The sequence below is a fragment of the Corynebacterium tuberculostearicum genome (genome assembly GCF_046097255.1).
Taxonomy (GTDB): domain Bacteria; phylum Actinomycetota; class Actinomycetes; order Mycobacteriales; family Mycobacteriaceae; genus Corynebacterium; species Corynebacterium tuberculostearicum_J.
Genome location: NZ_CP175770.1, coordinates 282,837 through 308,534, shown reverse-complemented (window position 1 = coordinate 308,534; position 25,698 = coordinate 282,837). Strand labels below are relative to the sequence as shown.

Below are 25,698 nucleotides of genomic sequence, written 5' to 3'. Positions count from 1 at the left end.
CTGGGCGTTCTAAGTAGGCCAGTATAGACCCGTTCCGTGGGGGTACATAGTGCCCCTGAAAACGGCCTTTTGGCAGAACCGCGTATATGGTGCGAGAAAGGAAACGCAGATCAACTGTGTACGCTAGGGGCGATTGCTGAAAGCGTGCATACCTTATTGTTCGCATCATCGAAAGGGATGAAGTCGAAGTGGCAGAAGCAGCCGGGCCGGGAAAGACCTTGGTGATCGTCGAGTCGGCGACGAAGGCGAAGAAGATTCAGCCTTACCTCGGAGACAACTACATCGTGGAGGCCTCCGTGGGCCATATCCGCGATCTTCCCCGTGGCGCTGCGGACGTGCCGGCTAAGTATAAGAAGGAATCCTGGGCGCGCCTCGGCGTGAACCCGGAGGATGACTTCGCACCGCTGTATGTGGTGAGCCCCGATAAAAAGAAGAAGGTCGCGGACCTCAAGTCCAAGCTGAAGCAGTGCGACCAGCTCTACCTCGCAACAGACCCCGACCGCGAGGGCGAGGCCATCGCCTGGCACCTGCTCGAGGTGCTCAAGCCCAAGGTTCCGGTGCGCCGCATGGTCTTTAACGAGATCACCAAGTCCGCGATCCTAGAGGCCGCGGACAATACCCGCGATCTGGATTACAACCTTATCGACGCCCAGGAAACCCGCCGCATCCTCGACCGCCTCTACGGCTACGAGGTTTCCCCGGTGCTGTGGAAGAAGGTCATGCCGCGGCTTTCTGCCGGCCGCGTGCAGTCGGTGGCCACCCGCGTCATCGTCGAGCGCGAGCGCGAGCGCATGGCGTTCATCCCGGCCGACTACTGGGACCTGACCGCCACGCTAGATACCGGCGCTGCGGACGCGGACAACCCTGCTACTTTCGACGCCCGCCTCACGGCCGTCAATAGCAAGCGCGTGGCCTTGGGCCGCGACTTTGACGATCGCGGAAACGTCAAGAGCAAAGACGTCATCGTCATCACCGAGCCGCAGGCCAAGGCCTTGGAGTCTGCGCTCCAAGGCGCGGGCATGGAAGTCGCTGGGGTCGAACACAAGCCCTATACGCGCAAGCCCTATGCGCCGTTTATGACCTCTACGCTGCAGCAGGAGGCCGGCCGCCGCCTGCACTTTACCTCTGAGCGCACCATGCGCATTGCGCAGCGGCTGTACGAAAACGGCCATATTACTTATATGCGTACGGACTCCACCTCGCTCTCTAAGCAGGGCTTGTCCGCCGCGCGCAATTCCGCTACCAGCATCTATGGTGCAGAATACGTCTCTGATTCCCCGCGCGTATATGACCGCAAGGTGAAAAATTCCCAGGAGGCCCACGAGGCTATCCGCCCGGCCGGCGAGTCCTTCGCCACCCCGGGCCAGCTCTCTGGCCAGTTGGATGCGGAGGAGTTTAAGCTCTATGACCTGATTTGGAAGCGCACCGTCGCCTCCCAGATGGCCGATGCCAAGGGAACCTCCATGAAGGTCACCGTAGCCGGCACCGCCGCCACCGATAAGGGCAGCTACGACGTGGAATTTTCCGCCACCGGCCGCACCATTACCTTCCCCGGCTTCCTGAAGGCCTACGGCGCGGACGACGCCAAGGGTGACAAGAAGGGCGAGACCCGCCTGCCGCACTTGGAGGAGGGCCGCGCCCTGACCGCCAAGGAGGTCTCCGCCGAGGGCCACTCCACCAACCCGCCGGCGCGCTATACCGAGGCCAGCCTGGTCAAGAAGATGGAGGACCTGGGCATCGGCCGCCCGTCTACCTACGCGTCCATCATCAAGACCATCCAGGACCGCGGTTATGTGGTCTCGCGCGGCAATGCGCTGGTGCCATCCTGGGTTGCCTTCGCCGTCGTAGGCCTATTGGAGGAAAACTTCACCGAGCTGGTGGACTATGACTTCACCTCTTCCATGGAAGACGAGCTAGACCAGATTGCCACCGGTATCGAGGACGGCACTGCTTGGCTTAATGGCTTTTACTTTGGCAACGCCGAGGCCAACGAGCAGAAGGCGGCTTCCATTGCCCGTCACGGCGGCTTGAAGTCGCTTATCGACGTCAACCTAGAAGCCATCGACGCCCGCAAGGTCAACTCCCTGCGCCTCTACACCGACACCGAGGGCCGCGACGTTTTCGTCCGCGTAGGCCGCTACGGCCCGTATATCGAGCGCGCCGTTGGCACTAATGACGACGGCAGCATCGAGTATCAGCGCGCTAACCTGTCCGAAACCGTCACCCCGGATGGCTTGAACGAGGAGCTGGCGGAAAAGCTCTTCGCCACCCCGCAGGGCGGCCGCGAGCTGGGTGAGAACCCAGAAAACGGCCGCATGATCGTGGCCAAGGAAGGCCGCTTCGGCCCCTATGTCACCGAGGTCGTCCGCGAGGATGAGCGGGAGAAGGCCGAGGGTGAGGCCGAGGAGATCGTCGCCAAGGAGCGCGCTGAGGAAGACAAGCAACGCGCCGAGGAAGGCAAGCGCGCCAAGAATTGGGAAACCAAGACGGCCGCGAAGCAGAAGGAAAAGCGCGTCAAGGAGTACATCGAGAACAAGCTCAAGCCGGGTACGGCTTCGCTGTTTAGCTCCATGGAACCCTCCACCGTGACTTTGGAGGAGGCCCTCAAGCTGCTTTCCCTGCCGCGCGAGGTGGGCGAGGACGACGGCGTGATGATCACCGCGCAGAACGGCCGCTATGGCCCGTATCTGAAGAAGGGCACCGATTCACGCTCGCTGGCTAAGGAAGAGCAAATCTTCACCATCACCTTGGACGAGGCCCGCCGCATCTACGCCGAGCCGAAGCGTCGCGGCCGCGCCGCGGCCCAGCCGCCGATTAAGCAGCTGGGCGATAACGACGTCTCCGGCAAGCCCATGACCGTCAAGGACGGCCGCTTCGGCCCCTATGTCACCGATGGCACCACCAATGCCTCCCTGCGCCGCGGCGATGACCCGGAGCAGCTTACCGACGCCCGCGCGAACGAACTCCTTTCCGAGCGCCGCGCCAAGGAAGCTTCCGGCGAGACCAAGAAGAAGTCCACCAAGAAGTCCTCTAAAAAGACGAAGAAGAAGGCAACCAAGAAGGCCACCAAAAAGTCCACGAAGAAGGCTGGCAAGAAGGCTACCAAGAAGCCCTCGCCCGGCACGAAGAACGTGGTAAAGGCCGGCTCGCGCAAGAAGTAACCGCGTAAGGTGGCGGGCATGAACGATTTTCTTGCCCGCACCCAAGAAGGCGCCGCGGCCCTGCGGCGCGCCGTCACCATCAAAACGCGGCCGCAGCTTTTGGCCTCGGTACGCGAAGAGCCCGCCGTTGGCGCCGGAGTCTTAGCCGGGGCTATCGCCCAGGTGGAAAAGGCCCGCACCCTGACCCGTCCTTCGGTGCTCGGCGTGGCGGCCGTAACGGCGAGCCATGCCGCCTATGCGTGGAGCCTGTATCGCCGCGGCGCGCGCAATGATGCTCTGGGTTGGGGCCTGCGCGCGGCCGCGTGGGGCGCGGGCGTTGCCGCCACTCGCACACAGCCGACGGCCGCTGCGGTCGCGGTGGGCGGCGCGGCGGTGCTCACGACCTCGGCAATGGCGGGAGATCCAGCGCTGCGCACCGATGCTGGCAAAGGCATGAGCCACGGCGCCAACCTGCTCGTTGCGGCCGAGGGGCTGACGGCCCTGCGCGCGGCACTCGCGCAGCACTATCGCGGTAAGCGGAAGCAGGGGGCGCGCTTGTTATGCGCGGCCGAGGCGGGTGCCCTAGCGGTCGGCCACCTGCTGCTGATTGATGGCCTGTGCCGCACGCGGTAGCTGCGGCTGCATCGTCGGACCATAGGACAGGCGGCGGTGCACCGCCTCGAACGGCCCGCGGAGGTCGAAGACTTCCAGCACGCAGGCCCCGATAAGCGTAGCCAACCACACCGCGAAGGCCAGCGCGGCCTGGCCGAAGGCGCCCAGATCGTGGCCGAAGTTCAGCGTGAATGGGTGCACGAGGCAGAAAAAGAGGATGGACTGCCCTACGTAGCCGCTCATGGAGCGCTTGCCCAGCGCCGCGAAGGGCCACAGTACCGCGGGCAGCGGTGCGCCAGCCGAGAGCCTTTCTTGCACTGGCTGCAGCACCAACGCGAGCCCGGCCAGGATGCCGGGGCCAGTGAAGACGCCGATGAAAGCGTTGGCATTATTGGCTGCATTCGCCCAGCGCTGCTCGATGACCCCAAGCGTGCTCAAAGACCACAAGGCGCCGATAACCACGGTAATGATCACCGCGACGGCCACCCAGCGGAGGAGGGTGGGGCGGTGAGAGGGGACGTCGGCAAGCACGCCTTGGCGCGCCCACACAAAGCCCACCAGCATGACGGGCAGGTACATCAATAAAATGATCGGCGTGGCCAAAGCCTGGCTGCCTAAGGTGACAAGCTGGCTGAGCAGCAAATCGGGGTAGGACTCGATGGTGCCGATGCCTTCCGTAGCCACCACGCCGCGGGGATCCATAGCGCCGGAAATGAAGGCCACAATCCCGCCCAGCGCGCACAGTGCGAATAGAATATAGGCCACGAGCATGAGGGAGGAATCCCGCTTGCGCAGCAGGAATGCAATTACGATTCCGGCCGCGCCATAGAAGAACATGATGTCGCCCCAAAACAGCAGCACCATATGCACCGCACCCATCACTGCCAAGAAGGCATAGCGCTTGGCGATGACCCTGCGTGCCCCCTGCACCGGAAACCCGCGCCGCCACAGGCTCAGCGCAATGAGCCCCACGCCAAAGCCGAGCAGGGTAGAAAACATGGGCAGGCCGCGGTTGTGGACAAAGAAGGCACCGAAGACGACGGCCGCCTTATCCCACGCGCTGCCATCAATGATGCCACCGAAATAGCTGCCCGGCCGGTCGGTGGTGATGATCCACGCCGTGGTCATATTGGCCATGGCGATGCCTAGAAGGGCCATGCCGCGCGCCACATCGGGCACGATCATGCGGGGCCGGGGAGCTGAGCTCACTTAAAAACCTCTTTATACCTCGGAACGTTCTGCCAGGGTAGCGCGGATAGGGCGAGCCAGCTGGGTCATGCGGTGACGGCCGCGCAGCTCAATGGATTTCATCATAGTCCAGCGGGCCTGCTCGGCCTCATTGGCGGTCTTGAGTGTGGCGGCGTTGGTAAGAACCTGGCCCGGGGTGTCCTTGGCCAGCTCGGTCAGGCGCGCAGCCTCGTTCACGGCGTCACCAATGACGGTGTATTCGAAGCGATCCGCGCCGCCGATATGCCCGGCCACAACGTGCCCCGCCGCCACGCCAATGCCCGCCTGCAGCTCCAGCCCGCGCAACTCGCCGCGCAGCTCGCGGGCGGCCTGCAGCGCCATGGAGGCGGAATCATAAACATTGAGCGGCGCGCCAAAGACAGCCAGCGCGGCATCGCCCTGGAACTTGTTAATGATGCCTTTATTGCGGTGCACCACCTCGACGACGTGCTCGAAGAACTTATTGAGCTCCTCCACTACCTCCTCGGGGGAGTGGTTGACGGCGAAAGTAGTAGAACCGATGACGTCAATGAAGAGCACAGCGACCTTGCGGTCCTCGCCGCCCAACTCGGGGCGCTCCTCTAGGGCGCGCTGCGCCACCTCGGCGCCGACGTAGCGGCCGAAGATATCGCGCACGCGCTGGCGCTCGCGCAGGCCGCGCATCATCTCGTTGAAACCGGCCTGCAGTACGCCCAGCTCGGACCCGTCATAGATATCGACCTCGGCATCGTTCTCGCCACGGCGCACCCGGTTAATGGCGTCCTGCAGCTCCACGATCGGGTCCACCACGCTCATCACCGCGAAGCTAGTACCGATAAACCCGGTGGCCAGAGCGGTAAGTGCCAGGGCCGTGATGGCGGGAACCAGGTCTCCTGCGGTGCCGGAGAAGAGCCCGGTGCGCTGGGCGATGAGTACGAGCAAGATGCCCACCAGCGGCACGCCGGAGGTCATCAGCCAGGTAGAAATGAGGCGGTATTTGATGGGCGGCTCCAGGGTGGCATCCTCGAAGCGGCGAGCCACCGCCTGGGCGGCCACCGGGCGCACGAGGCGCTCGGCCTGCAGGTAGGTCAAGATGACCACCACGAGGCCGGCCAGGGTGGCGGACACGCCTACAACGAGCCCGAGGCTGCCGGATTCCCGGCCGGAAATTACCACGGCCAGGATGATGCCGATGAGCCACACCGCGGCCGCCACCACGGATTGGTAGACGGGGATGCGCAGCACCAGGTTGCGCACCATATTCGGATCGTGCTCGTCCGGGTTGCGCTGCCAGTCCAGCACCGGGCGGAAAAGCAGCAGGGTGACGGCGATGCCGATGACCACGGCAAAGATGAGGTACACCGCGGCGACGCCCATCAGGCTGGGCAGCTCGGCGGCAAAGTCCTTAATCTCCGGCATCGGCAGGAAATAGAGGACAAAGGTCATGATGGCGATGGCACCGATGAGGTTCGCGCCAAGGACTAAGGCGGCGTAGACCGGCCATTGGGTACCCATGAGCCATCGTGCGCCGCGCAGTAGTCTGTTCATGCTTTCATACTTTAGTAAGACCAGTAGGCTAGGGCGAGTGAATACCGGAAGCGTTGCGCAAAGATTGGCAGATACCCCAGGTGTGGCCCGCACTATCCTGGGCGCCGCCCGGGCAGCTCGGGGGATGCCGGGGGCAGACCCGCGGGCGATGAGCCATTCCTGGCTATTTACCGGCCCGCCGGGCTCCGGCCGTTCCTTGGCCGCGATCGATTTTGCGGCCGCGCTCATGTGCACGGACCCAGAGGAGCCAGGCTGCGGCCGGTGCGAGGCCTGCCGCGCGGTGCTGGAGACCAAACAGCACACCGATCTGGTCCTCGTGGATCCGCAGGAGGTCATCATTCCCGTGGATACGGTGCGCGAGGTCATCGGCCGTGCCGCGAGCCTGCCCACGGTGGCGCCTTGGCGCGTGGTGATCTTCAACAACGCCGACCGCCTCAACAATAACGGCGCGAATGCCCTACTCAAGACGGTGGAGGAGCCGCCGGCGCGCACCGTGATCATTATGTGCGCGCCTTCCGACGCCCCCGAGGACTTCTCCCAGACCCTCCGCTCGCGTTGCCGCCACCTCTACATTCCCTCCCCGTCGGTGGAGAGCATTACCGCCCAGTTGGTCAGCGAGGGCGCCTCGGATCACGACGCCCACTTGGCCGCCCTCACCTCCCTCCGTCACGTCGGCCGGGCGCGGCGCCTGGTCAACGATCCGGCGGTGCAAAAACGCCGCGCGGTGGCCATCAACCTGGCAGAAGAGGTCTTCCACGGCTCCCAGGGCTTCCAGGCGGTGACCTCGCTGCTGAAATTGGTGGACTCGGAGGCGAAGGAGTCGCATAAGGAACAAGAAGAAGCCGAGCTGGCGAAGCTGGAGCAGACCCTCGGCGTGGGTGCGAAGGGCAAAGGCGCGGCTAAAGCGCAGCGCGACGCCCGCTCCGCCATTAAGGATCTGCAGGACCAACACAAGAAGCGAGCGAAACGCCGCGTGATCGACAATCTGGACCTCGTGCTTGTTGATCTCTCCGGCGTCTACCGCGATGCACTCATACAGAAGGTGGGCGCGCAGGTGGATCTCACCCACCCGGATTTTGCTGGACTTTCTGGTGAGATCGCGCAGCGCGTGAGCGAGGAAGGCTTGCTGGACTGCCAGGCGGCCATTACGTTGTGCCGCGAGCAGCTGACCCAAAACGTCGGCACGCAGATTGCTTTCGACGGGTTGGTGGGCCGCCTGCGCCGCGCGTGCCTGTAGGTGGGCCCGATTTCTATTCCGCGGCGCCCCTAGGTTAAACTCTCTCTTGCTGCACTGGCGCATGCCGAGCAGCGTGCCGCCTTAGCTCAGTCGGTAGAGCATTTCACTCGTAATGAAAAGGTCGCGAGTTCGATTCTCGCAGGCGGCTCCACAGTGGCCGCAGGTGTATAGCCTGCGGCCTTTCGCGGTTTCGGGGACAGCGGGTTGTGGGTGTAGCGCGCTAAGCCTCGCCGTGGTTATTGAGCAGGCGCGGGACCACCTTGCCGGTGGCGTTGCGCGGGAGCTTGGCCAGGAAGTGCACGTCGCGCGGCACGGAGTGATCGGCGAGCTTGGTGCGGACCCAGTCGCGGATGGCGTCGGCGGTGAGGGCCTTTCCGGCGGCGTCGGCAGTAGGCACCGCCCACACGGCGATGCGTTGGAAGGTCTCGCTATCCTCTACGCCGCCAGCGTGAACCTCGTGGATGCCGGGCATGGCCTCGAGGACCTCGGTGACGGACTGCGGGTGGACGTTTTCGCCGCCGACGATGATCATGTCATCGGCGCGGCCGACCACGTGCAGGAAGTCGTGCTCGTCGATGTAGCCCAAATCGCCGATGGAAATGAGCCCGTCCACCTTATTGAGCCGCAGGTTCGGGTTGGTATAGCCGGTCATCGCAGTGGAGTTGGTCAGGTAGATCTCTCCCACCTCGCCGCGCGGAACCGGGTGGCCTTCCTTATCGAGGATGCGCAGCTTCGTGCCCGAGGCCACGCGCCCGGCGATGGTGGGGTTGGCGGCCACCTGGTCCATGGTGGCGGTCGTCGCGAGCGCGAGCTCGGTGGAGCCGTACACGTTGCACAGGATGGCACCGAAGCGCGCATTGGTCTCCTTGACCACCTCCGGGGTCAGCGCATTGCCGGCCGAGGCGATGAATTTCAGGCTCGAGGTATCGAACTCACCGGCTGGGTCCCGCTCCACTAGGCGCTTAAAGAAGATGGGGGAGGAAATCATGCCATCGAGGCGGTAGCGCTGGACATCGTCAAGCACCTGCTCCGCGTCGAATACGCGGCGGGTGACGATGGTATTGCGTAGGCCCAGCGCGATATTGATGCAGGCCCAGCCCCAGGTGTGAAAAATGGAGGCGGTGAGCTGCAGGCGCTGGTCGGCGCGCCATGGAATGGTATCCACGATGGAGGCCAGCACCACCGGCAGGGTCGGCTCCGGTCGCACAATGCCCTTCGGAATGCCGGTGGTGCCGGAGGACATGAGCACAATCGAGCCGTGCTTGGGGAAGCGCGGCAGCTCCACGGCCGGTGGATTCTTCACAATCTTGTCTAACTTCGGCAGCTCGCTTGCCCCGGTATCGTGCGCGATGATGACCGGGATATCGGTGTCCACGCGGTCGATGAACTCATCATCCACGACGAGCACATTGATGCCATTCTCCTCGATGCAGCCGGCCAGCTGCTCCGGGGAGGAGCCCACGTTGAGCAGGTAAATAGAAGCGCCCACATATCCCTTGGCACCGAGCGGAATGATGATGCCGCGGCCGTTGCGCGCCATCACGCCGAGGCGAATCTCGGGCAAGTCCAGCGAGCGGAGGTAGCGGGCGAAGCCCTGCGTGTGGGTGCGCAGCTGGCGGTAGGTGAGGGTGCCGTCGTCGTCGATAAGCGCCAAGCGCTCCGGGCAGGCGAGGTAGCCCTGTTCGATCTCGCGCGCGGTGGTGAAGCGGTAGCGGGCCAGGTTAGGTAGCAAACTGAGCTGGGCCTTCGCGCCGCCTTGGTGGCTGATGAGTCCGGCGTTATAAAGCGCCGGCACGAACCGGCCGAGGGCTGCTGCGTGGAATGTGAAATCAGAAAAATTCACGGTTGGGGTAGCTCCAAATAAGCGAAGATAACAAAAAGGTAACCATGGACGATATCGTGAGAGAGGCGCGCGGTGTTGCCGCCAACTCGAAATATGTTACAGAAGTGACTACAGTTACCAGAAGTTACTGGTGTTTCTAGAAAAGGATCTCATGAAATCTCTGCAGCTCAAAGTCCTCTCCGTGGTGGCTTCCGCGCTGGCCGTCGTAGGCGTGGCTGTCGCGCCGCAGGCCACCGCCGCGGAGCGCAACCTGGTAGCCTTCGGCGATTCCGTCCTTGCGGATCCAGACGCCGGCTCCTACTTTGCTCACCGTTTCGATCCCTCTAAGGGTGTGGGCGTTGATTGCCCTACCTCCAATAACTACGCCAAGCGCGCCGGCGCCAAGCTGCGCCTTCCGGTGCGGGATTTCTCCTGCTCCGGTGCCGTGTCCATGTCCAAGGGTCCGCAGGTTTCTCAGCAGGTGGATGCGGCCATCCGTACCGGCGCGCTGAGCCCAGCCACTAACCGCGTGGTTATCACCACTGGCTTTAATGACACTTACAACCACCGCGATATGAGCCTGCCGCAGATTCGCAAGCAGTTCGCGGACCGCACCGCCCCGCAGATCGAGCGCATTAAGCGCGCGGCCCCGAACGCTCGCGTTCAGATCGTGGGATACCCCACCATCGGCACCGGCCCTTATTACTGCCTCTTCCACTTCGGCCCGCGCCCGGCTGATTCCACGTTCCTGCCGGGTATTCAGGACTTTGAGAATAAGGCACAGTGGATGCAAGTGGATCTGGCGGCGCGCACCGGCGTGCAGTTCTTGGATATGAAACCTTCCACCCGCAATAACGGCATGTGTGCCGATGCAAATCAGCGCATGTGGGCTGGTCTGGTGGACTTTAGTGCTGGCGACGGCAACCTGCCCATCCATATGAACCAGCGCGGCCACGAGCATGCGGCCAACGTCATTGCCCGCTCTTAAAAAGAATTTTCAATAATGCGCCGGTTTTGAAAATATAGTACGCTCGGGCGCATGACTGTAAAAGCTGTTATTGCCCGCTCCAAGGGCGCGGAAGTCGAAACCGTCAACATCGTTGTCCCCGACCCCGGCCCTAACGACGTCATCGTGCGCGTCCAGGCCTGCGGTGTATGCCACACCGACCTTGCCTACCGCGATGGCGATATCGAAGACGCCTTCCCCTTCCTGCTCGGCCACGAGGCCGCAGGCGTGGTAGAAACCGTAGGTTCTGCGGTTACCCACGTGGAGGAAGGCGACTTCGTCATTTTGAACTGGCGCGCCGTGTGCGGCGAGTGCCGCGCCTGCAAGAAGGGCGAGCCAAAGTACTGCTTCAACACCCACAATGCCTCGAAGAAGATGACCCTCGAGGATGGCACCGAACTTACCCCTGCGCTGGGCATCGGTTCCTTCGCGGAGAAGACCCTGGTCCACGAGGGTCAGTGCACCAAGGTGGAAGACACCGACCCAGCCGCCGCTGGCCTGCTGGGCTGCGGCATCATGGCGGGCCTCGGCGCTGCCGTGAATACCGGCGATATCCAGCTCGGCGAGTCCGTTGCCGTCTTCGGCTGCGGCGGCGTTGGCATGGCTGCCATTGCGGGCGCCAAGCTGGCGAGCGCGGCGAAGATCATCGCCGTGGATATCGACGAGTCCAAGCTGGAGACTGCCCGCGAGTTCGGCGCGACCGACACCATCTGCTCCAAGGACCTTTCGGAGCAGGAGGTTATTGACGCCGTCCGCGAGCTCACCGGCGGCTTCGGCACCGACGTGTCTATCGACGCCGTGGGCATCCAGCCCACCTGGCGCCAGGCCTTTTACTCCCGCGACCACGCCGGCCGCATGGTCATGGTGGGCGTGCCGAACCTCACCGACCACGTGGACATTCCGGCCATCGACCTCTACGGCCGCGGCGGCTCCATCAAGCCTGCGTGGTACGGCGATTGCCTCCCAGAGCGCGATTTCCCCGCCTACGTAGCGCTGTCCAAGGCCGGCAACTTCCCGCTGGACAAGTTCGTCTCCGAGCGCATTGCGCTTGACGACGTCGAGCAGGCCTTTACCACCATGAAGTCCGGCAAGGTTCTGCGTTCCGTGGTGGAGTTCTAATGCGTATCGATAGCACGGTTACTTCTGGCAAGTTCCGCCTCGATGGCGGCGAGTGGGACGTGGACAATAACGTCTACGTCGTGGGCGATGACTCCAGTGTGTACGTGGTGGATCCCTCCCACGATCTCGATGCGGTAGCAGAGCTCGTTGGCGATCGCCGCGTGGAAGGCATCTTGCTCACCCACGCGCACAATGACCACTGCGAGCTCGCCCCCGAGGCCGCCAAGCGCTTCGATACCGAGGTCTACCTGCACCCGGACGATGACATGCTGTGGCAGGAGTCCAATGGCGATGCTCCGTACACGCCATTGGCGGACCGCGGTCAGTTCGATATTGGCGGCGAGAAGATCACGGTCTACCACACCCCGGGGCACTCGCCGGGCTGCGTGGTGCTGCACGTGGGCGAGACGCTGCTGTCGGGCGATACGCTCTTCAACGGCGGCCCCGGCGCCACCGGCCGCAAGTACTCCGACTTCGATGTGATCATCGAGTCGCTGAAGAACGTCGTCTTCACCCTGCCGGAGGACACCAAGGTCCTGCCAGGGCATGGCGACGCCACCACGGTGGGCGCGGAGGCCGCGCGCATCGACGAATACATCGAGCGCGGCTACTAGCCTCTAGTACGCCCGCAGGTACTCGCCGTAGCCGGACTTAAGCAACGGCTCGGCGAGTTTTTCTAGCTGGGCGCGGTCGATGAAGCCGGCTTCGAAGGCGGCCACTTCTGGTGAGCCAATAACGATGCCGGTGCGCTTTTGCATCACCTCAACGTAGGCGGAGGCCTCGCTCATCGAGTCCACCGTTCCCGTATCGAGCCACACGCTGCCGCGGTGCAGGCGCTGGACATTGAGCTCGCCGCGGCGCAGGTACTCCTCGTTTACCGCCGTGATCTCCAGTTCACCGCGGCCGCTGGGCTCGATACCCTTGGCAATCTCCACGACGGAGTTGTCATAAAAGTACAAGCCCACCACCGCGTGGTTCGACCGCGGCACTTCCGGCTTTTCCTCGATGCTCAGTGCATGGCCTGCGGCGTCGAATTCCACCACGCCATAGCGCTGCGGATCCGAGACCTCGTAGGCGAAGATGATGCCGCCCTCCGGATCTTGACAGTGGGCGAGCTCGCCGCCGAAGCCGTGGAAGATATTATCGCCGAGCACCAGCGCGACGCTGTCGTCTCCAATAAACTCCTCGCCAATCAAAAAGGCCTGCGCGAGCCCCTCCGGCCGCGGTTGGACCGCGTAATCGATCATGAGTCCGAGCTGTGATCCATCGCCAAAGAGGCGCTGGAAGGCCCCCGCATCCTCCGGGGTGGTAATGATGAGAATCTCCCGAATACCCGCCTGAATGAGCGTGGTTAGCGGGTAATAAATCATCGGCTTGTCATAAATGGGCATGAGCTGCTTCGAGATGCCCTTGGTAATCGGGTAGAGCCGCGTGCCGGAACCGCCGGCCAGGATGATGCCTTTCATTTAATCCTCCGGGTACAGCGCCAAGTACAGGGCAAGGGCCGCGCGCCAGTTCTGCGGCTTGAAGCCCGTAGCCTCGATTTTATCTAGCGCAAGCGTCGACTCCTTGGGGCGCGGCGCCTCGGGGCCCGCGATTTCGCGGTACTGCTCGGTGCTTACCGGAGTGACCTCGGCCGGGTCGTGGCCGAGCCCGATGAACACGGCCATGGCAATCTCATCGCGGCCCACGGTATCGCCCGAGTTGGAGAGGTTATACACGCCGTAGTCCGCGTCGGAATTGAGCAGGTGGACGATGCCCTTGGCCAAGTCCTCAGCAAACGTGGGCCGCCCGCGCTGGTCATGGATGACCTTCGGCTCCACGCCCTTATTGGCCAGCCGGCGCATGGTGGACATGAAATTCTCGCCATCGCCAAAGACCCAGGAAGTACGGATGACGTAGTGCTGCGGCGCGGTCTGCGCGGCGGTATCGCCCGCGGCTTTTGACGCCCCGTATGCACTGAGCGGCGACGGTAGCTCCTCCTCGGAGTGGACCTCGTTCGCCCCATCGAAGATATAGTCGCTCGAGACATGCACCAGCGTGATCTGGTTTTCTGCGGCGATGCGCGCCAGCCGTGCGGGCGCTTCCGCATTGACGGCCCAGGCGGCGGCGCGGTCGTTTTCGGCGCCGTTGACATCGTTATACGCCGCGCAATTAATGATGGCCGAGTACTGCTTCCAATTCCGTTCCGGCGGATTGGTGATGTCGAAGTCGGCGTGGGAGCAGAATTCGGCGTCGGCAAGCAGGCGCTTCAACGCCCGCCCCAACTGCCCGTTCGCGCCCGTGACAAGGATGCGCCGGGCGGGCATTGGGCTCACCTCTGCAAGATCGGGGTGCTGCTTGTCCTTTTCCGAAATCTCGGTGGGCTCCAGCGGCCAGTCCACGATGTTAAGGTTCACCGCGGCGTATCGAGCCTCGGCCGACCAGTGCTCATTGACCAGATAACAGTAGGAGGTTTCCTCCAGCGCCTGAAAGCCATTAGCGACGCCTCGCGGCACAAACACCGCAGTCTCCGGCCCCACCTCGTGGGTGACGACCTCGCCAAAGCTCTCCGAACCCTCGCGCAAGTCGCACCATGCGCCGAAAATCCTGCCCTGCGCCACCGAGACGAGTTTGTCCCACGGCTCAGCGTGCAGGCCGCGCGTAGCACCGGCGTGGTTGAAAGAGATATTGTTCTGCACCGGCTGGAAGCTCGCGAGCTCGGGCGCGAGACCGGTGAATTTTTCGCGTTGCCAATTCTCCTTGAACCAGCCGCGGTTATCGCCGTGCACGTCGAGGTCGATGATGAGCAGCCCCGGGATGGCGGTTTCGGTAATACGCATATCTACTGTCCTTGCTGCTTGTAGCGGGCTTCCACGTTTTCTTTCTCGGGCTTCCACCAGCCTTCGTTCTCGCGATACCACGCGATGGTGTCTTCGAGACCGGCGCGGATATCCGTGAACCGCGGGGTCCATCCCAGCTCGCGACGCAGCTTGGCGGCGTCCATGGCATAACGCTGGTCGTGGCCGGGGCGGTCCGCCACGTGCTCATAGAGTGCGCGTCCATTCCGGGTGTGGCCCATGATTTCGCAGATCAGCTCAATGACCTGCTTATTATTAATATCTTCCTGGTCCGCGCCGATATTGTAGGTCTCGCCGATGCGGCCCCGCTCGAGGATGGCGAGCACCGCTTCGTTGTGGTCATCGACGTGGATCCAATCGCGTACCTGCTCGCCGGTGCCGTAGAGCTTGGGGGTGTGTCCGGAGAGGATATTGGTGATCTGGCGGGGGATGAACTTCTCAATGTGCTGGTAAGGCCCGTAATTATTGGAGCAGTTTGAGATGGTCGCGCGCAGTCCGAAGGAACGCACCCATGCCCGCACGAGGTGGTCAGACCCCGCCTTGGTGGCTGAGTACGGGCTGGAGGGAGCGTAGGCGGTGTCCTCAGTAAACTTGGTGTCTGCCCCGATTTCCAGATCTCCGAAAACTTCGTCGGTAGAGACATGGTGGAAGCGCGTATCGTGCTTCCGGCAGGCCTCCAGAAGGGTGAAGGTGCCTACGAGGTTCGTGTGGATGAAGGGCGAGGGGTCGCGCAAAGAATTGTCGTTATGGGACTCGGCGGCAAAATGAACCACTGCATCGGCAGCTGCGACAAGCGGTTCTACGGTGGCGGGATCGGCGATATCCCCTTCCACGAGGTCAATATCGAGGCCGGCGAGGTTGGCGCGGTTTCCGGCGTAGGTGATTTTATCGAGCACCGTAACGCGGGTATCGGGGCGCGCCTGGCATATTAGGCGCACGAAATTGGCGCCGATAAAACCGGCGCCGCCAGTGACGAGCATCGTTTGCATGGTTATCCAGTGTAGGGCAGTCGGGCGCGCGACTGTGGCAGGCCGCGGGCCCGGTCAGGCCGCACCCGGTGGTGACGGAGGTGGCGAGGGCGGATTGGTGAGCCTGCGAGCCGGGGCTTGTTCCGCGGCGGGGTGGTCGTTGACCTCCACGGTGGGCGATAGGCCGCTGGTGTGGGCGGCGCGGTATCCTACCCGGCCCGTGTTGGGGTCTCGTTCGGCGTGTCCCATTCCGTTGCGGCCATCGCGGTAATCGTTATTGTCCACGTGGTGCCGGCGGCACAACAGAGTGAGGTTCTTGAGGTCGGTGGCGCCACCGTGAGACCAGGCTTGGAGATGGTGGACATCGCAGTCCTGCCACGGACGGTGACACTCTGGGTGCGTGCAGACGAGTTCGGAGGCCGCTAGGGCTAGCTTCTGCCAGAGGGACGCGGTGCGCTTGGTGCGGCCAAGCTCGAGGGGGAAGCCCTTATCGTCCACGGCACAGAAGAAATCGTGTCGCGCGCCGCCGAGGCGGAGAAGGTCGAGCGGGGTGAGCTCGATGCCGGTACTGGTGGCGAAGCGGGTATCGCCGCCCATTGCTTCCAGCTCCTCCAAGGTGGTGGCGACGAAGAAGGAACCGAGGCCGTCGGAGTTCTTTTGGGTGGCGGAAAGGTAGCTCGACAGCGCAGCGGTTAGTTGGTCCGCCATGCGCTGGGCATAGGTGCGGGTATCATCCTCGGCGCTGAGATCCGCGCTGCCCTTATTCTTCGCGGGAGCAAAGGCGCTGGCGAGGATGGCGGCTGCGGAGGCGTCTAGGTAGCCGGAGATATGCACACCGCCGTCAGCATCTTGGCGGGAGATGCTAAAGCGGCGCTTGCGGGTAGCGGCGTGTGGGTCGGGCTCGCCTGCTGGGTTGAGAGCGTGCTTATTCGCTTTGCGGATGGCCTTGCGTAGCCACTCGCGCAGGGAATCGAAGGAGCGGCGCTTGGCCTGTTCGAGGGCCTGGTTGCGCAGTTCGCTTGGGCCGGGGATGGCGTACTTGCTGAGGCTGCGCAGCTCGTTTTCGATGAGGTTGAGGATGCGCTCGGGGATAGGCTCTTCCTCAAAGAGCTTCTTGCGGCGCTTCTCCTCCTCGCGGTGCTCGCGGTCGGCGCGGCGGCGGGATTCCTCTTCGGCTCGGGCGCGTGCGGCCTCGTCCGCATCGGGGCCCGCAGGGGGAGTGGGCTCCGGATCGGGGATGGGTGCGAAGAGGTTGCGTCCATTGCGGAGGCGGGCGGCGGCCTCGGCATCGGTAAGGCCTAGGCGCGTGGTCAGGTAGTCCTTGGCCTTGGAAGAACCAACGCGGCGGCCGGCGTCATCCCGCTCCGCGATGAAAGCGAAGGCGGCGTCGATGGTGGACTTATTGCCTAGCGCCCGCTCCAAGTGTTCGAAATGCGAATGAAGAAGCTCGAAGGACAGATCGGAAGGATCCTGCATGAGGCTGCGGAGCTGGGTGAGCCCAGTGGCAACCTGTGCGATGGCGGAGTCTATCTCCGCATGCTTGGTGGTCTGCATGATCCCTCCCTTCCTTTTCGTTTACATGTTCTATCCTACCCAGATAAAACACCCCGTCAACAGGAAAGAAGGGATTGGTCAATAGAGTAGACATTCCCCAAACAAACGCAGTCAAAACCCCACAAAACGGGGCCAAAGCCACTAACTCGGGAAGGGAGGAAGGGCCTTCTGGTTGAGCCAGGCGTCTACGGTGGCGTCGAAAAGCGCGGCGTCAGGAGCGGCGGCGCGGAAGTCATCCAGCAGCATGGAAGGCTCTACTACCGAGTGTTGGTGTTCGGTGAGGTAGCTGCGGAGGGTGGTAAAGAAGGCGTCGCCAAGCAAGCGGTGAATGGCGTGCACGGTCAAGGCCCCGCGCTTATATACGCGGTCATCGAACATATCGCGCGCCCCCGGATCGGAAACGGTGAGATTCTGCGCCTTGCGTCCCAGGACGTTGTAGTGGGAACGTGCCGCCTCGCGCGCGGTGGTCTCGCCCTTGTGCTCGCCCCATAGCCACTCGCTGTAGCAGGCAAAGCCCTCGTTGAGCCAGATATCCTTCCACTCGCCCAGGCCCACGGAATTGCCAAACCACTGGTGGGAAAGCTCATGAGCGATGAGGCGCTCGAAGGCGTGGTCGCCCTTGATGTGGTTGGAGCCAAAGATGGACAGGCCTTGCGCCTCTAGGGGAATCTCCAGCTCATCTTCCGTGATGACCACCTGGTAATCCGCAAAGGGATAGGGGCCGTAGAGGGAGGAGAAGAAGTCCACCATTTCCTGCTGCTGGGCAAACTCATTCAGCACGCGCTCGCGCAGCGCGGCCGGCGCCCAAGCGCGCGTGGAAGGGCCCAAATCAAAATTAGAGAACTCTCCTACCTGCACCGTCGCCAGATAGGTGGCCATGGGCTCGCGGGTGCGGTAGTGCCAGCGCGTGGTGGAACCGCCCGCCCGGCGGGAGACAAGGTCACCATTAGATACCACGATGAAGGGATCATCGGCCGTAATGATGATGTCATAGAGTGCCTTGGCAGAAGGCGTATCGTCGCAGGGGAACCAGCTCGGCGCGCCATTGGGTTGGCTGGCCACCAGCGAACCGGACTCGGTTTCTTCCCAGCCAATCTCGCCCCAGGTGGTGCGGATCGGCCGCGGGCTGCCGCCATAGCGAATCACCAGCTCAAACTCAGTGCCGGCCGCAATCTCCTCAGCAAAGCGCAGGCGCAGCTTGCCGGAGGACTGGCGGAATTTAGCCACCCGCGGCGCACCCTTTGCGGTCACGCGCCGGGCCACCATCGCTCCGCCCAGATCCAGGGTCAGGGACGCCAAATCTTCATCGGCCCGGATAGCCAAAGTAGCCTCGCCGTGGAGCAGGTTGGGCTCCACGCGGTAGGTCAGATCCAGCGTGTAGTGGGAAACCTCGAAACCGAGGTTAAAATCCACGCCGGTATAAGGATCAGTGTGGGCACGCGAAAGGGCGGTAGGAAGCAACTTCATAATGCTGCAAGCCTACCGCCCTTTTAGCCGCGGAAAGAAACGAGCTTATTTATTGAAAGCGCGCTCGAAGACCGGCCAAGAATCCTTGAGGTCCGCAATCCAGTGCGGCCAGGAGTGGGTGCCGGTATTGCGGAAGTTATAGGTCGCTGGGATGCCAGCCTGGTCCAGCTTGGCCTTGAAGTTGTGGGTGCAGTAGTTCACGCCAGCCTCGATGGCGCCGCCTTCAACCTGCAGCTGAGCGGAGCCCACAGCAGCGATAGCAGGGTTATTTCCCTTGGCCACGTGATAGGAGAAGGTATCCTCCTTACCGGCCAACCCAGAACCGGAAGAGATGTACAGCTCCGTGCCGCGCAGCTTCTCATGGTTCATCATCGCGTCGTTGTAGCGGTTGGTGGGGGAGCCGAACGGGCCCCACATTTGCTCCGCGGTCGCACCGCCGCGGTTGACGGTGAGCTCAACGGCCTTGTGCTCTACCGGGTAAGCGGTGGCCGCGCAGCCGGCGTAGGAACCGACGGCGTCGTAGAAGCCCTGGTTGTGCTCCGCCAGCAGCAGGGAGGAGGTCGCGGACATGGACATGCCCGCGATGGCACGGTGGTTATCGGCCTTGATGTGGCCCTCGATGGCGCCCGGCAGTTCCTTGGTGAGGAAGGTTTCCCACTTCTGCGGGCCCTTGAGGTACTTAGAGTTCGGCTCGGATACCCAGTCGGTGTAGTAGGAGAAAGCACCGGCCTGTGGGACGACCACGTTGACGTTCTTGGAGTGGTAGAAATCGACGGCGTCAGAAAGCTTCAGCCAGTCCATGTCCTGCTCCGCGCCGCCTGCACCGTTGAGCAGGTAGATGGTCGGGCGGTTCTCATCCGTTGCGCGAATGACGGCCAGCGGAATCTTACGGCCGTTCATGGCAGGGGAGGTGGCCTGCAGCTTTTCGACGCGCGGATCGTCCTTGTACTTCTGGTACCAGGTCAGCTGCTCCAACTCCGGGGTGACCTCTAGTGGGGCCAGGGTGGACTGGGCGGCGTTGCCCGCTACCTGCTGCGGGGTGAGCTGTGCGGCGCCCGCTAGCGGGGCGCAAGCCAAGCCTGCACACACGGCGGTGGCGGCAAGGATGGAGCTAAGACGCTTCATAGTGCTTCTTTCCTATAGTTATGAACTCGCTGATTATACTTCTGCGCTACTTATTCCGCGACGCCGCCAGCCTCTGCGGCTCCAGCGGCCTCTGCACCCTCTGCGTCCTTGCCCTCGACAAAGTCCTTGTCCGGGGACTGGTCAGCGGCGCTCGGGGCGTCCTTCACCTGCGCATCTTCCTCGGCCTGCGGCGCATCGATGGAAAGCTCGTTGGGCTTTACCTCCGGCTCGGCCGGTGCTTCTGCGGCGTCCTTAGCAAAGCCACGCTCGAAGGTTGCCCAGGAGGTGAAGAGATCATTGCGCCAGCCCGGCCAGGAGTGGGTGCCGGTATTGCGGAAGTTCCAGTCCGCCTTCATGCCCTGGGAGTCCATCTTGGCCTTGAGGTCATGGGTGCAGGAGTTCATCGCGGCCTCGATGACGCCGCCCTCAACGATGAGGGTGGAAGAGCCCGGAACACCCCAGTCGTTGGCGCCGCCCAGACCGGAGTTGACCGAAACATAGGTCTCGGACTTGCCCAGGTTATTCGGGTTAGCGTTCACCAAGGCATCGTTGTACACGTTGTACTCGCTGCCCATAGCGCCCCACATCTGATCGGCCGATCCACCGCCGCGGTTGACGGTCAGCTGGGTGTACAGGCGCGGCAGCGGGCGAGAGGTGGAAGCGCAGCCAGAGAAGGAGCCCACGGCGTTGTAGAAGCCCGGGTTGTGCTCCGCCAGTAGTAGAGAGGAGGTAGCGGACATGGACATGCCGGCAATCGCGCGCTTGCCATTGCCGCCGATGTGGTCTTCCAATGCGCCCGGCAGCTCCTTGGTGAGGAAGGTTTCCCACTTCTGCGGGCCCTTGAGATAGCCGCTATTCGGGGAGGATACCCAGTCGGTGTAGTAGGAGAAGGCGCCGGCCTGCGGGATGACCACGTTGACGTCCTTGGACGTGTAGAAGTCCACCATGTCCTGCATGCCCTCGGCCTTAGGGTCGATGTCGTGGTTGGCGGTGGCGGTCAGCCAGTCCATGCCCTGCTCGGCACCGCCGGCGCCGTTGAGCAGGTACAGGGTGGGGCGCTTCTTATCAAAGTTGCCGTCCGGGGTGATGACCGCCAGCGGAACCTCGCGGCCGCCCATGGCGGCGGAGGTGGCGGTCAGGGCCTTAACGTGGTTGCCGTAGTGCTTGCCCTGGCCGCTCTTGTGGCCGAAGGCATAGCCCTTCCACTTGTCTTTGGCATCCAACTTGGCAATATCCACCACGCGGTTTTCGCCTTCGGTGGTGATGGCGTAGTTGATGTTTTCCGCATCCGCCGAGTCGGTGAGGTTTACCTCGCGGATGGTGGACGGGGTGGCGTCACCCTGGATCTCGGCCGGCTCGACGGCGGAGGCGATAGGGGCGGAGAGGACTCCTGCCGCGATGGCGATGCCTGCGACGCTGGAGCCGATAGAGCGCAAAGTATGCATATTTTTAGCTTCCTCGAATTAAGAGAATCTTCTCAGTAGGTATCGTTCCGCAAAGCGGGAATGTTAGCAAGACTCTATGCCTTAATAGCCCTTTTAATGTAGCAAAACCTGTGACGCATGTGGTTTGTGTGCCATAATTCTGAACGCGGCGCGTATGTAACGGTGGCGCTACAATCTCCGCTAGTACTAAACGTGTGAATAATGCGGTCCCCAACCGCGGACCCATCCCTCGCTCTAGGTAAGTAAAAACACAGAAAGAAGCATAATGAACGTTTTCGATTCCATCCTCGTGGCCATCAACGAAGTTCTGGGCCAGTTCCTGCACACCGGTTCCTCCATGTCCTCCACCGCTGCACTGGCTCTCGGCCTGTTCTAAAACGCCGAGTCCATAGCCCTGCGTGGGGGCGTCGCGCGCTTGCCGACGCCACCGTGCAGGGCCTTTGTGCGTTTTACCCCCGAAGCGTGGGGTACTCGGGCACAAGAGTGTGACCCAATGCGCGACATGGAGGGGAAAGTTACGTATCCTAAAGGGCGTGACTAATGAACATTATGACGTAGTAGTACTCGGCGCGGGCCCTGGCGGCTACGTGGCCGCCATCCGTGCAGCTCAGCTTGGTAAGAAAGTTGCCGTAATCGAGAAGCAGTACTGGGGCGGTGTCTGCCTCAACGTAGGCTGCATCCCTTCTAAGGCGCTGCTGAAGAACGCTGAGGTTGCCCACACCTTCAACCACGAGGCCAAGGACTTCGGCATTTCCGGCGATGTCTCCTTCGACTTCGGTGTTGCCCACAAGCGTTCCCGCAAGGTTTCCGCGGGCATCGTCAAGGGTGTCCATTACCTGATGAAGAAGAACAAGATCACCGAGATCAACGGCCTTGGCTCCTTCAAGGACGATAAGACCATCGAAATCACCGATGGTGATGACAAGGGCAAGACCGTCACCTTCGATGACTGCATCATCGCTACCGGTTCCGTGGTCAAGTCCCTGCCGGGCGTAGAGCTCGGCGGCAACATCGTGTCCTACGAGGAACAGATCCTCAACGATGAGGCCCCGAAGTCCATGGTCATCGTCGGCGCCGGCGCCATCGGCATGGAATTTGCCTATGTTCTGTCCAACTATGGCGTAGACGTCACCATCGTGGAGTTCATGGACCGCGTCCTGCCGAACGAGGACAAGGACGTCTCCAAGGCCATTGCCAAGGAGTACAAGAAGCTCGGCGTCAAGCTGCTGACCGGCTACAAGACCACCTCCGTGAAGGACAACGGCGATAATGTCACCGTTGAGGTGGAGTCCAAGGACGGCTCCAAGCAGGACACCCTCACCGTGGACCGTGCCATGATCTCCATCGGCTTCGCCCCGCGCACCGAGGGCTTCGGCCTGGAGAACACCGGCGTTGAGCTCACCGAGCGCGGCGCTATTGCCATCGATGACACCATGCGCACCAACGTCGACCACATCTACGCCATCGGTGACGTCACCGCGAAGCTGCAGCTCGCCCACGTTGCTGAGGCCCAGGGCGTTGTCGCCGCAGAGACCATCGCCGGCGTGGAGACCCAGCTCTTGGGTGACTACATGAATATGCCGCGCGCTACCTTCTGCAACCCGCAGGTCGCTTCCTTCGGCTACACCGAAGAAGCTGCCAAGGAGAAGTTCGCGGACCGCGATATCAAGGTCGCTACCTTCCCGTTCTCCGCTAACGGCAAGGCCGCTGGCCTCAATGAGACCGCCGGCTTTGTCAAGCTCATCGCGGACGGCGAGTACGGCGAGCTCATCGGCGGCCACATGGTGGGCTCCAACGTATCCGAGCTGCTGCCGGAGCTGACCTTGGCGCAGCGCTTCGACCTCACCGCTGAGGAAATCGGCCGCAACGTTCACACCCACCCGACCCTCTCTGAGGCCATGAAGGAAGCAGCCGAGGGCATCGGCGGCCACATGATTAACCTCTAAGCAGGGCTGCTTGCCGACGTCGCCATAGAGCGCGACGCCAGCGGCACCGCACCGTTCGCTCCCCTCGTTGGAGGGAGGCGGACCGCGGTGCCGCTTTTCTATGTGCAGTCCACCTGGGTGGCAGAGTTAGTACGGTGCCACGGCGGAGCGGTGGGCGTCGACGCTAATGACCTCGTTGATGGGTGGAAAGGCGCGTTGCGCGCAGTTCTCGCGCGGGCACGTGCGGCAGCCGGAGCCGATGGGGGTGGCGGTAGAGAGATCGGTGAGATCGAGGCCTTCGGCGTAGACGGTGCGGTCGGCGTGGCGGGCTTCGCAGCCTAGCCCGATGGCGAAGAGCTTATCGGTATCGCCAAAGCGCCCCTGGTGGTGCTGGACGGCGCGCGAAATCCACAGGTAGTTACGGCCATCGGGCATCTGGGCCAGCTGGCGGGAGATAATGCCGGGCTGGGTGAAGGTCTCGTAGACATTCCACAGCGGGCAGGTGCCGCCGTTATTGGAAAAGTGCACGCCGGTGGCGGATTGACGCTTGGACATATTGCCGGCGCGGTCGACGCGAACAAAAGTAAAAGGAATGCCGCGGAGGTTATCGCGCTGCAGGGTGGACAGGCGGGAGGCCACGGATTCATAGCCCACGCCGAAGACCTGGCAGAGGTATTCCACGTCGTAGCCGGAGCGCTCGGCCTCGGAATGCATCAGTTCATAGGGCATCACGGTGGCGGCGGCGAAGTAGCTGGCCAAGCCGCGCTGCGCGAGGTTGCGAGAAGCATCCGAGGTGAACGGCTCCTCCTCTACTAGGGAAGCGATATCGTCCCCGGCCTCGAGGAAGCTCAGCTCCGCGGCCATACGGAAGGCGCGCTGGCCTTCGCTCAGGCGCGACGCGAGCCGGAACTCGCCGGTTTCGCGGTCAAAGCTGTGTAGCGTGCCATCCATCTGGGAAGTGATGTGGATATCTACGTTGTGGCGATCGCGCAGGCGCTGGGCCAGGGCGTGTTCGGTGTCGCGAATGCCGAAGTGGGTGACCGAGAGGGCGTCAGCAAGCTGCTCTGCATGGTGGTCCAGGTTGTCCAAGTAGTTTTGGCGAGCGTAGAAGAAGTCGCGTACCTCGTCGTGCGGCATGGATAGGGCCTGGGTGGCCTCGGTGGTGCGGCGGGCATCGGTGGCCAGCGAGAGCTTATCGCGCACATTGCGGTAGCGGCGGTGGACGTCTACCAGCGTGCGAGCCACGGTGGGGTGGTTATAGACCAGCTCGGAGAGCTCTTGCAGCTCGACGGGGGAGGGGCAGAGCTCTTTGTCTTGGATGACGTCCTGGATCTCGGCAAGAAGGCGGGAGTCATCGTCACGGGAGAAGAAGGTGGCATCGACGCCGAAGACCTCCGTGATGCGCAGGAGCACCGGGACGGTGAGCGGACGGACGTCGTGTTCGATCTGATTGACGTAGCTGGCGGAGAGCCCCAGCGTCGCGGCAAGGGAAGCCTGACTGAGATCGCGCTCACGGCGAAGCTGGCGAAGGCGGGATCCCACATACGTCTTACTCATGCCGGCAAGGTTACTGGCTGGCCTGCGGGTGTGCACCCTAATTGCAAAGATCTTGCGAAGAATGTTCACCCGCCTGTGGGCTACATGTGGGTTTCATGCGAAAGTTTGACACATAAAGGGGTAAGGCGGTCACTCTGGCAACACTGGGTGACCAAGTTCACAAATATGGGACAAATTACGCAACGTCAATATTGCGGAATTCCGAGCTGCCAAGGTAGTGACGTTTTGCCCGGAGGCTTTTAAGGCAACCCTTACCTAAGAGAATTCTGACTTTAACCGTACCGCTGTACCGTTAGCTGAAACGCTGCAGGAATTGACTAGTAACCAGCGGTTAAGCCCAGTTAAAGTGAGGGCGACAATGGAGGTGTCATGACTTTAAGAAATCCGGACCGTGAGGCAGTAGCTCACGGCCACATCACTAACGAACCAATCCGTCAGAAGCCGGGAGTGCCCTCCTGGGTTCTGAAGCTCATTATGGCCGTCACTGGCCTGCTTTTTGCCCTTTTCGTTGTTGGCCACATGGCCGGCAACCTGAAGTTGTACTTGCCGGCACACGGCGGCGAAGAGGCGCTGGATGAATACGGCGCATTCCTGCGCTCCATGGGCGAGCCGTTGTTCCCGCACGAGGGCGCATTGTGGATTATCCGCGCCGTCCTGCTGGTTGCCATCCTCGCCCACATCTATGGTGCATTTGCCCTGACCGCACGCTCTAAGGCGTCCCGCGGCAAGTTCCGCCGCAGCAACCTGATGGGCGGCCTTGATTCCTTCGCTACCAAGTCCATGCTGGTCACCGGCATCGTCTTGCTGCTGTTCATCATCTTCCACCTGCTGGACCTGACCCTGGGCGTGCAGCCTTTCGCTCCCGGCGACTTTGCAGAGGGCGCGGTGAAGGCCAACATGATCGCCACCTTCAGCCGCTGGCCGGTCACCATCGTGTACGTGATCGCTATGTGCTTCCTGTTCCTGCACCTCACCCACGGCATCCGCCTTGCCGCCTCTGACCTGGGTATCACCGGTGCGAAGTGGCGTCAGACCTTCCTGATCCTGGCGTACGTCATCCCGGCCGTTGTCTGCATCGGCAACATCGTTATGCCTTTGTCCGTTGCCCTGGGCTTGGTCAGCTAAAG

19 protein-coding genes and 1 tRNA gene are annotated in these 25,698 nt (G+C 62.5%); 9 read left to right on the top strand and 11 right to left on the bottom strand.

The genetic code is table 11. The annotated features are described in order from the left end of the window. Positions 1–188 precede the first annotated feature (188 nt). Both topA and ACKFRY_RS01595 read left to right on the top strand, forming a co-directional pair. A complete protein-coding gene (gene topA, locus ACKFRY_RS01600) occupies positions 189–3,161 on the top strand; it encodes a type I DNA topoisomerase (protein WP_408923056.1) in 2,973 nt (990 codons plus the stop codon). A gap of 18 nt (positions 3,162–3,179) precedes the next feature. After that, positions 3,180–3,773 (top strand): hypothetical protein, encoded by a 594-nt coding sequence (locus tag ACKFRY_RS01595; protein ID WP_408921601.1) that lies wholly within the window; start codon positions 3,180–3,182, stop codon positions 3,771–3,773. On the opposite strand, the gene ACKFRY_RS01590 is transcribed toward ACKFRY_RS01595, so the two are convergent. Together ACKFRY_RS01590 and ACKFRY_RS01585 are read right to left on the bottom strand one after the other, a co-directional pair. Beyond that, entirely contained in the window at positions 3,723–4,961 is a 1,239-nt protein-coding gene (locus ACKFRY_RS01590) for a DUF418 domain-containing protein (RefSeq protein WP_408923055.1), read from the bottom strand. The genes ACKFRY_RS01595 and ACKFRY_RS01590 overlap by 51 nt on opposite strands. Positions 4,962–4,973: 12 nt before the next feature. Further along, a complete protein-coding gene (locus ACKFRY_RS01585) occupies positions 4,974–6,506 on the bottom strand; it encodes an adenylate/guanylate cyclase domain-containing protein (RefSeq protein WP_408923054.1) in 1,533 nt (510 codons plus the stop codon). On the opposite strand from ACKFRY_RS01585, the gene ACKFRY_RS01580 reads away from it, so the two are divergent. After that, positions 6,505–7,743, top strand: coding sequence for a DNA polymerase III subunit delta' (locus ACKFRY_RS01580; protein WP_179387303.1), 1,239 nt, complete (start codon positions 6,505–6,507; stop codon positions 7,741–7,743). The genes ACKFRY_RS01585 and ACKFRY_RS01580 overlap by 2 nt on opposite strands. 75 nt (positions 7,744–7,818) lie before the next feature. Beyond that, positions 7,819–7,894, top strand: a tRNA-Thr gene (locus ACKFRY_RS01575). Between the two features lie 69 nt (positions 7,895–7,963). Here the strand turns inward: ACKFRY_RS01575 and ACKFRY_RS01570 are convergent. After that, the gene (locus ACKFRY_RS01570; RefSeq protein WP_200435939.1) at positions 7,964–9,586 is read right to left on the bottom strand and encodes an AMP-binding protein; all 1,623 of its coding nucleotides are present in this window, start codon (positions 9,584–9,586) and stop codon (positions 7,964–7,966) included. A 151-nt stretch (positions 9,587–9,737) separates the two neighbouring features. Here ACKFRY_RS01570 and ACKFRY_RS01565 point away from each other — a divergent pair, with 151 nt between their 5' ends. Genes ACKFRY_RS01565 through ACKFRY_RS01555 form a run of 3 tightly spaced genes read left to right on the top strand, consistent with a single transcriptional unit; the run spans position 9,738 to position 12,304 of the window. Beyond that, on the top strand, positions 9,738–10,553 hold the full coding sequence (locus ACKFRY_RS01565; RefSeq protein WP_040424914.1) for a GDSL-type esterase/lipase family protein: 816 nt from the start codon (positions 9,738–9,740) through the stop codon (positions 10,551–10,553). Between the two features lie 51 nt (positions 10,554–10,604). Continuing rightward, a complete protein-coding gene (locus tag ACKFRY_RS01560; protein WP_200435940.1) occupies positions 10,605–11,690 on the top strand; it encodes an S-(hydroxymethyl)mycothiol dehydrogenase in 1,086 nt (361 codons plus the stop codon). After that, a complete protein-coding gene (locus ACKFRY_RS01555; RefSeq protein ID WP_005323087.1) occupies positions 11,690–12,304 on the top strand; it encodes an MBL fold metallo-hydrolase in 615 nt (204 codons plus the stop codon). Before ACKFRY_RS01560 ends, ACKFRY_RS01555 begins: the two co-directional genes overlap by 1 nt. Before the next feature lie 3 nt (positions 12,305–12,307). Here ACKFRY_RS01555 and rfbA read toward each other — a convergent pair whose 3' ends face one another. The 7 genes from rfbA to ACKFRY_RS01520 form a co-directional block, all read right to left on the bottom strand. Beyond that, complete coding sequence (gene rfbA / locus ACKFRY_RS01550; RefSeq protein ID WP_200435941.1) at positions 12,308–13,156, bottom strand: glucose-1-phosphate thymidylyltransferase RfbA; 849 nt, start codon at positions 13,154–13,156, stop codon at positions 12,308–12,310. Continuing rightward, positions 13,157–14,512, bottom strand: a complete 1,356-nt coding sequence (gene rfbD, locus ACKFRY_RS01545; protein WP_408923053.1) for a dTDP-4-dehydrorhamnose reductase — start codon at positions 14,510–14,512, stop codon at positions 13,157–13,159. It abuts the gene before it with no gap. Positions 14,513–14,514: 2 nt separating this feature from the next. After that, entirely contained in the window at positions 14,515–15,519 is a 1,005-nt protein-coding gene (rfbB, locus tag ACKFRY_RS01540; RefSeq protein ID WP_408923052.1) for a dTDP-glucose 4,6-dehydratase, read from the bottom strand. Between the two features lie 54 nt (positions 15,520–15,573). After that, the gene (locus tag ACKFRY_RS01535) at positions 15,574–17,052 is read right to left on the bottom strand and encodes a DUF222 domain-containing protein (protein ID WP_408923051.1); all 1,479 of its coding nucleotides are present in this window, start codon (positions 17,050–17,052) and stop codon (positions 15,574–15,576) included. Positions 17,053–17,193: 141 nt separating this feature from the next. After that, positions 17,194–18,519, bottom strand: a complete 1,326-nt coding sequence (locus ACKFRY_RS01530; protein ID WP_408923050.1) for a M1 family metallopeptidase — start codon at positions 18,517–18,519, stop codon at positions 17,194–17,196. A 45-nt stretch (positions 18,520–18,564) separates the two neighbouring features. After that, on the bottom strand, positions 18,565–19,644 hold the full coding sequence (locus ACKFRY_RS01525) for an alpha/beta hydrolase (protein WP_408921592.1): 1,080 nt from the start codon (positions 19,642–19,644) through the stop codon (positions 18,565–18,567). A 50-nt stretch (positions 19,645–19,694) separates the two neighbouring features. Further along, positions 19,695–21,089: an alpha/beta hydrolase gene (locus tag ACKFRY_RS01520; RefSeq protein ID WP_408923049.1), complete on the bottom strand. Its 1,395-nt coding sequence runs from the start codon at positions 21,087–21,089 to the stop codon at positions 19,695–19,697. Positions 21,090–21,622: 533 nt separating this feature from the next. On the opposite strand from ACKFRY_RS01520, the gene lpdA reads away from it, so the two are divergent. Continuing rightward, on the top strand, positions 21,623–23,035 hold the full coding sequence (gene lpdA / locus ACKFRY_RS01515) for a dihydrolipoyl dehydrogenase (protein ID WP_005327177.1): 1,413 nt from the start codon (positions 21,623–21,625) through the stop codon (positions 23,033–23,035). Between the two features lie 126 nt (positions 23,036–23,161). Here lpdA and ramB read toward each other — a convergent pair whose 3' ends face one another. Next, on the bottom strand, positions 23,162–24,571 hold the full coding sequence (gene ramB / locus ACKFRY_RS01510) for an acetate metabolism transcriptional regulator RamB (protein WP_284766101.1): 1,410 nt from the start codon (positions 24,569–24,571) through the stop codon (positions 23,162–23,164). 369 nt (positions 24,572–24,940) lie between these two features. On the opposite strand from ramB, the gene ACKFRY_RS01505 reads away from it, so the two are divergent. Next, positions 24,941–25,696 carry a succinate dehydrogenase cytochrome b subunit gene (locus ACKFRY_RS01505; protein ID WP_239278512.1) on the top strand — a complete coding sequence of 252 codons (756 nt, stop codon included), beginning with the start codon at positions 24,941–24,943 and terminating at the stop codon, positions 25,694–25,696. Positions 25,697–25,698 lie beyond the last annotated feature (2 nt).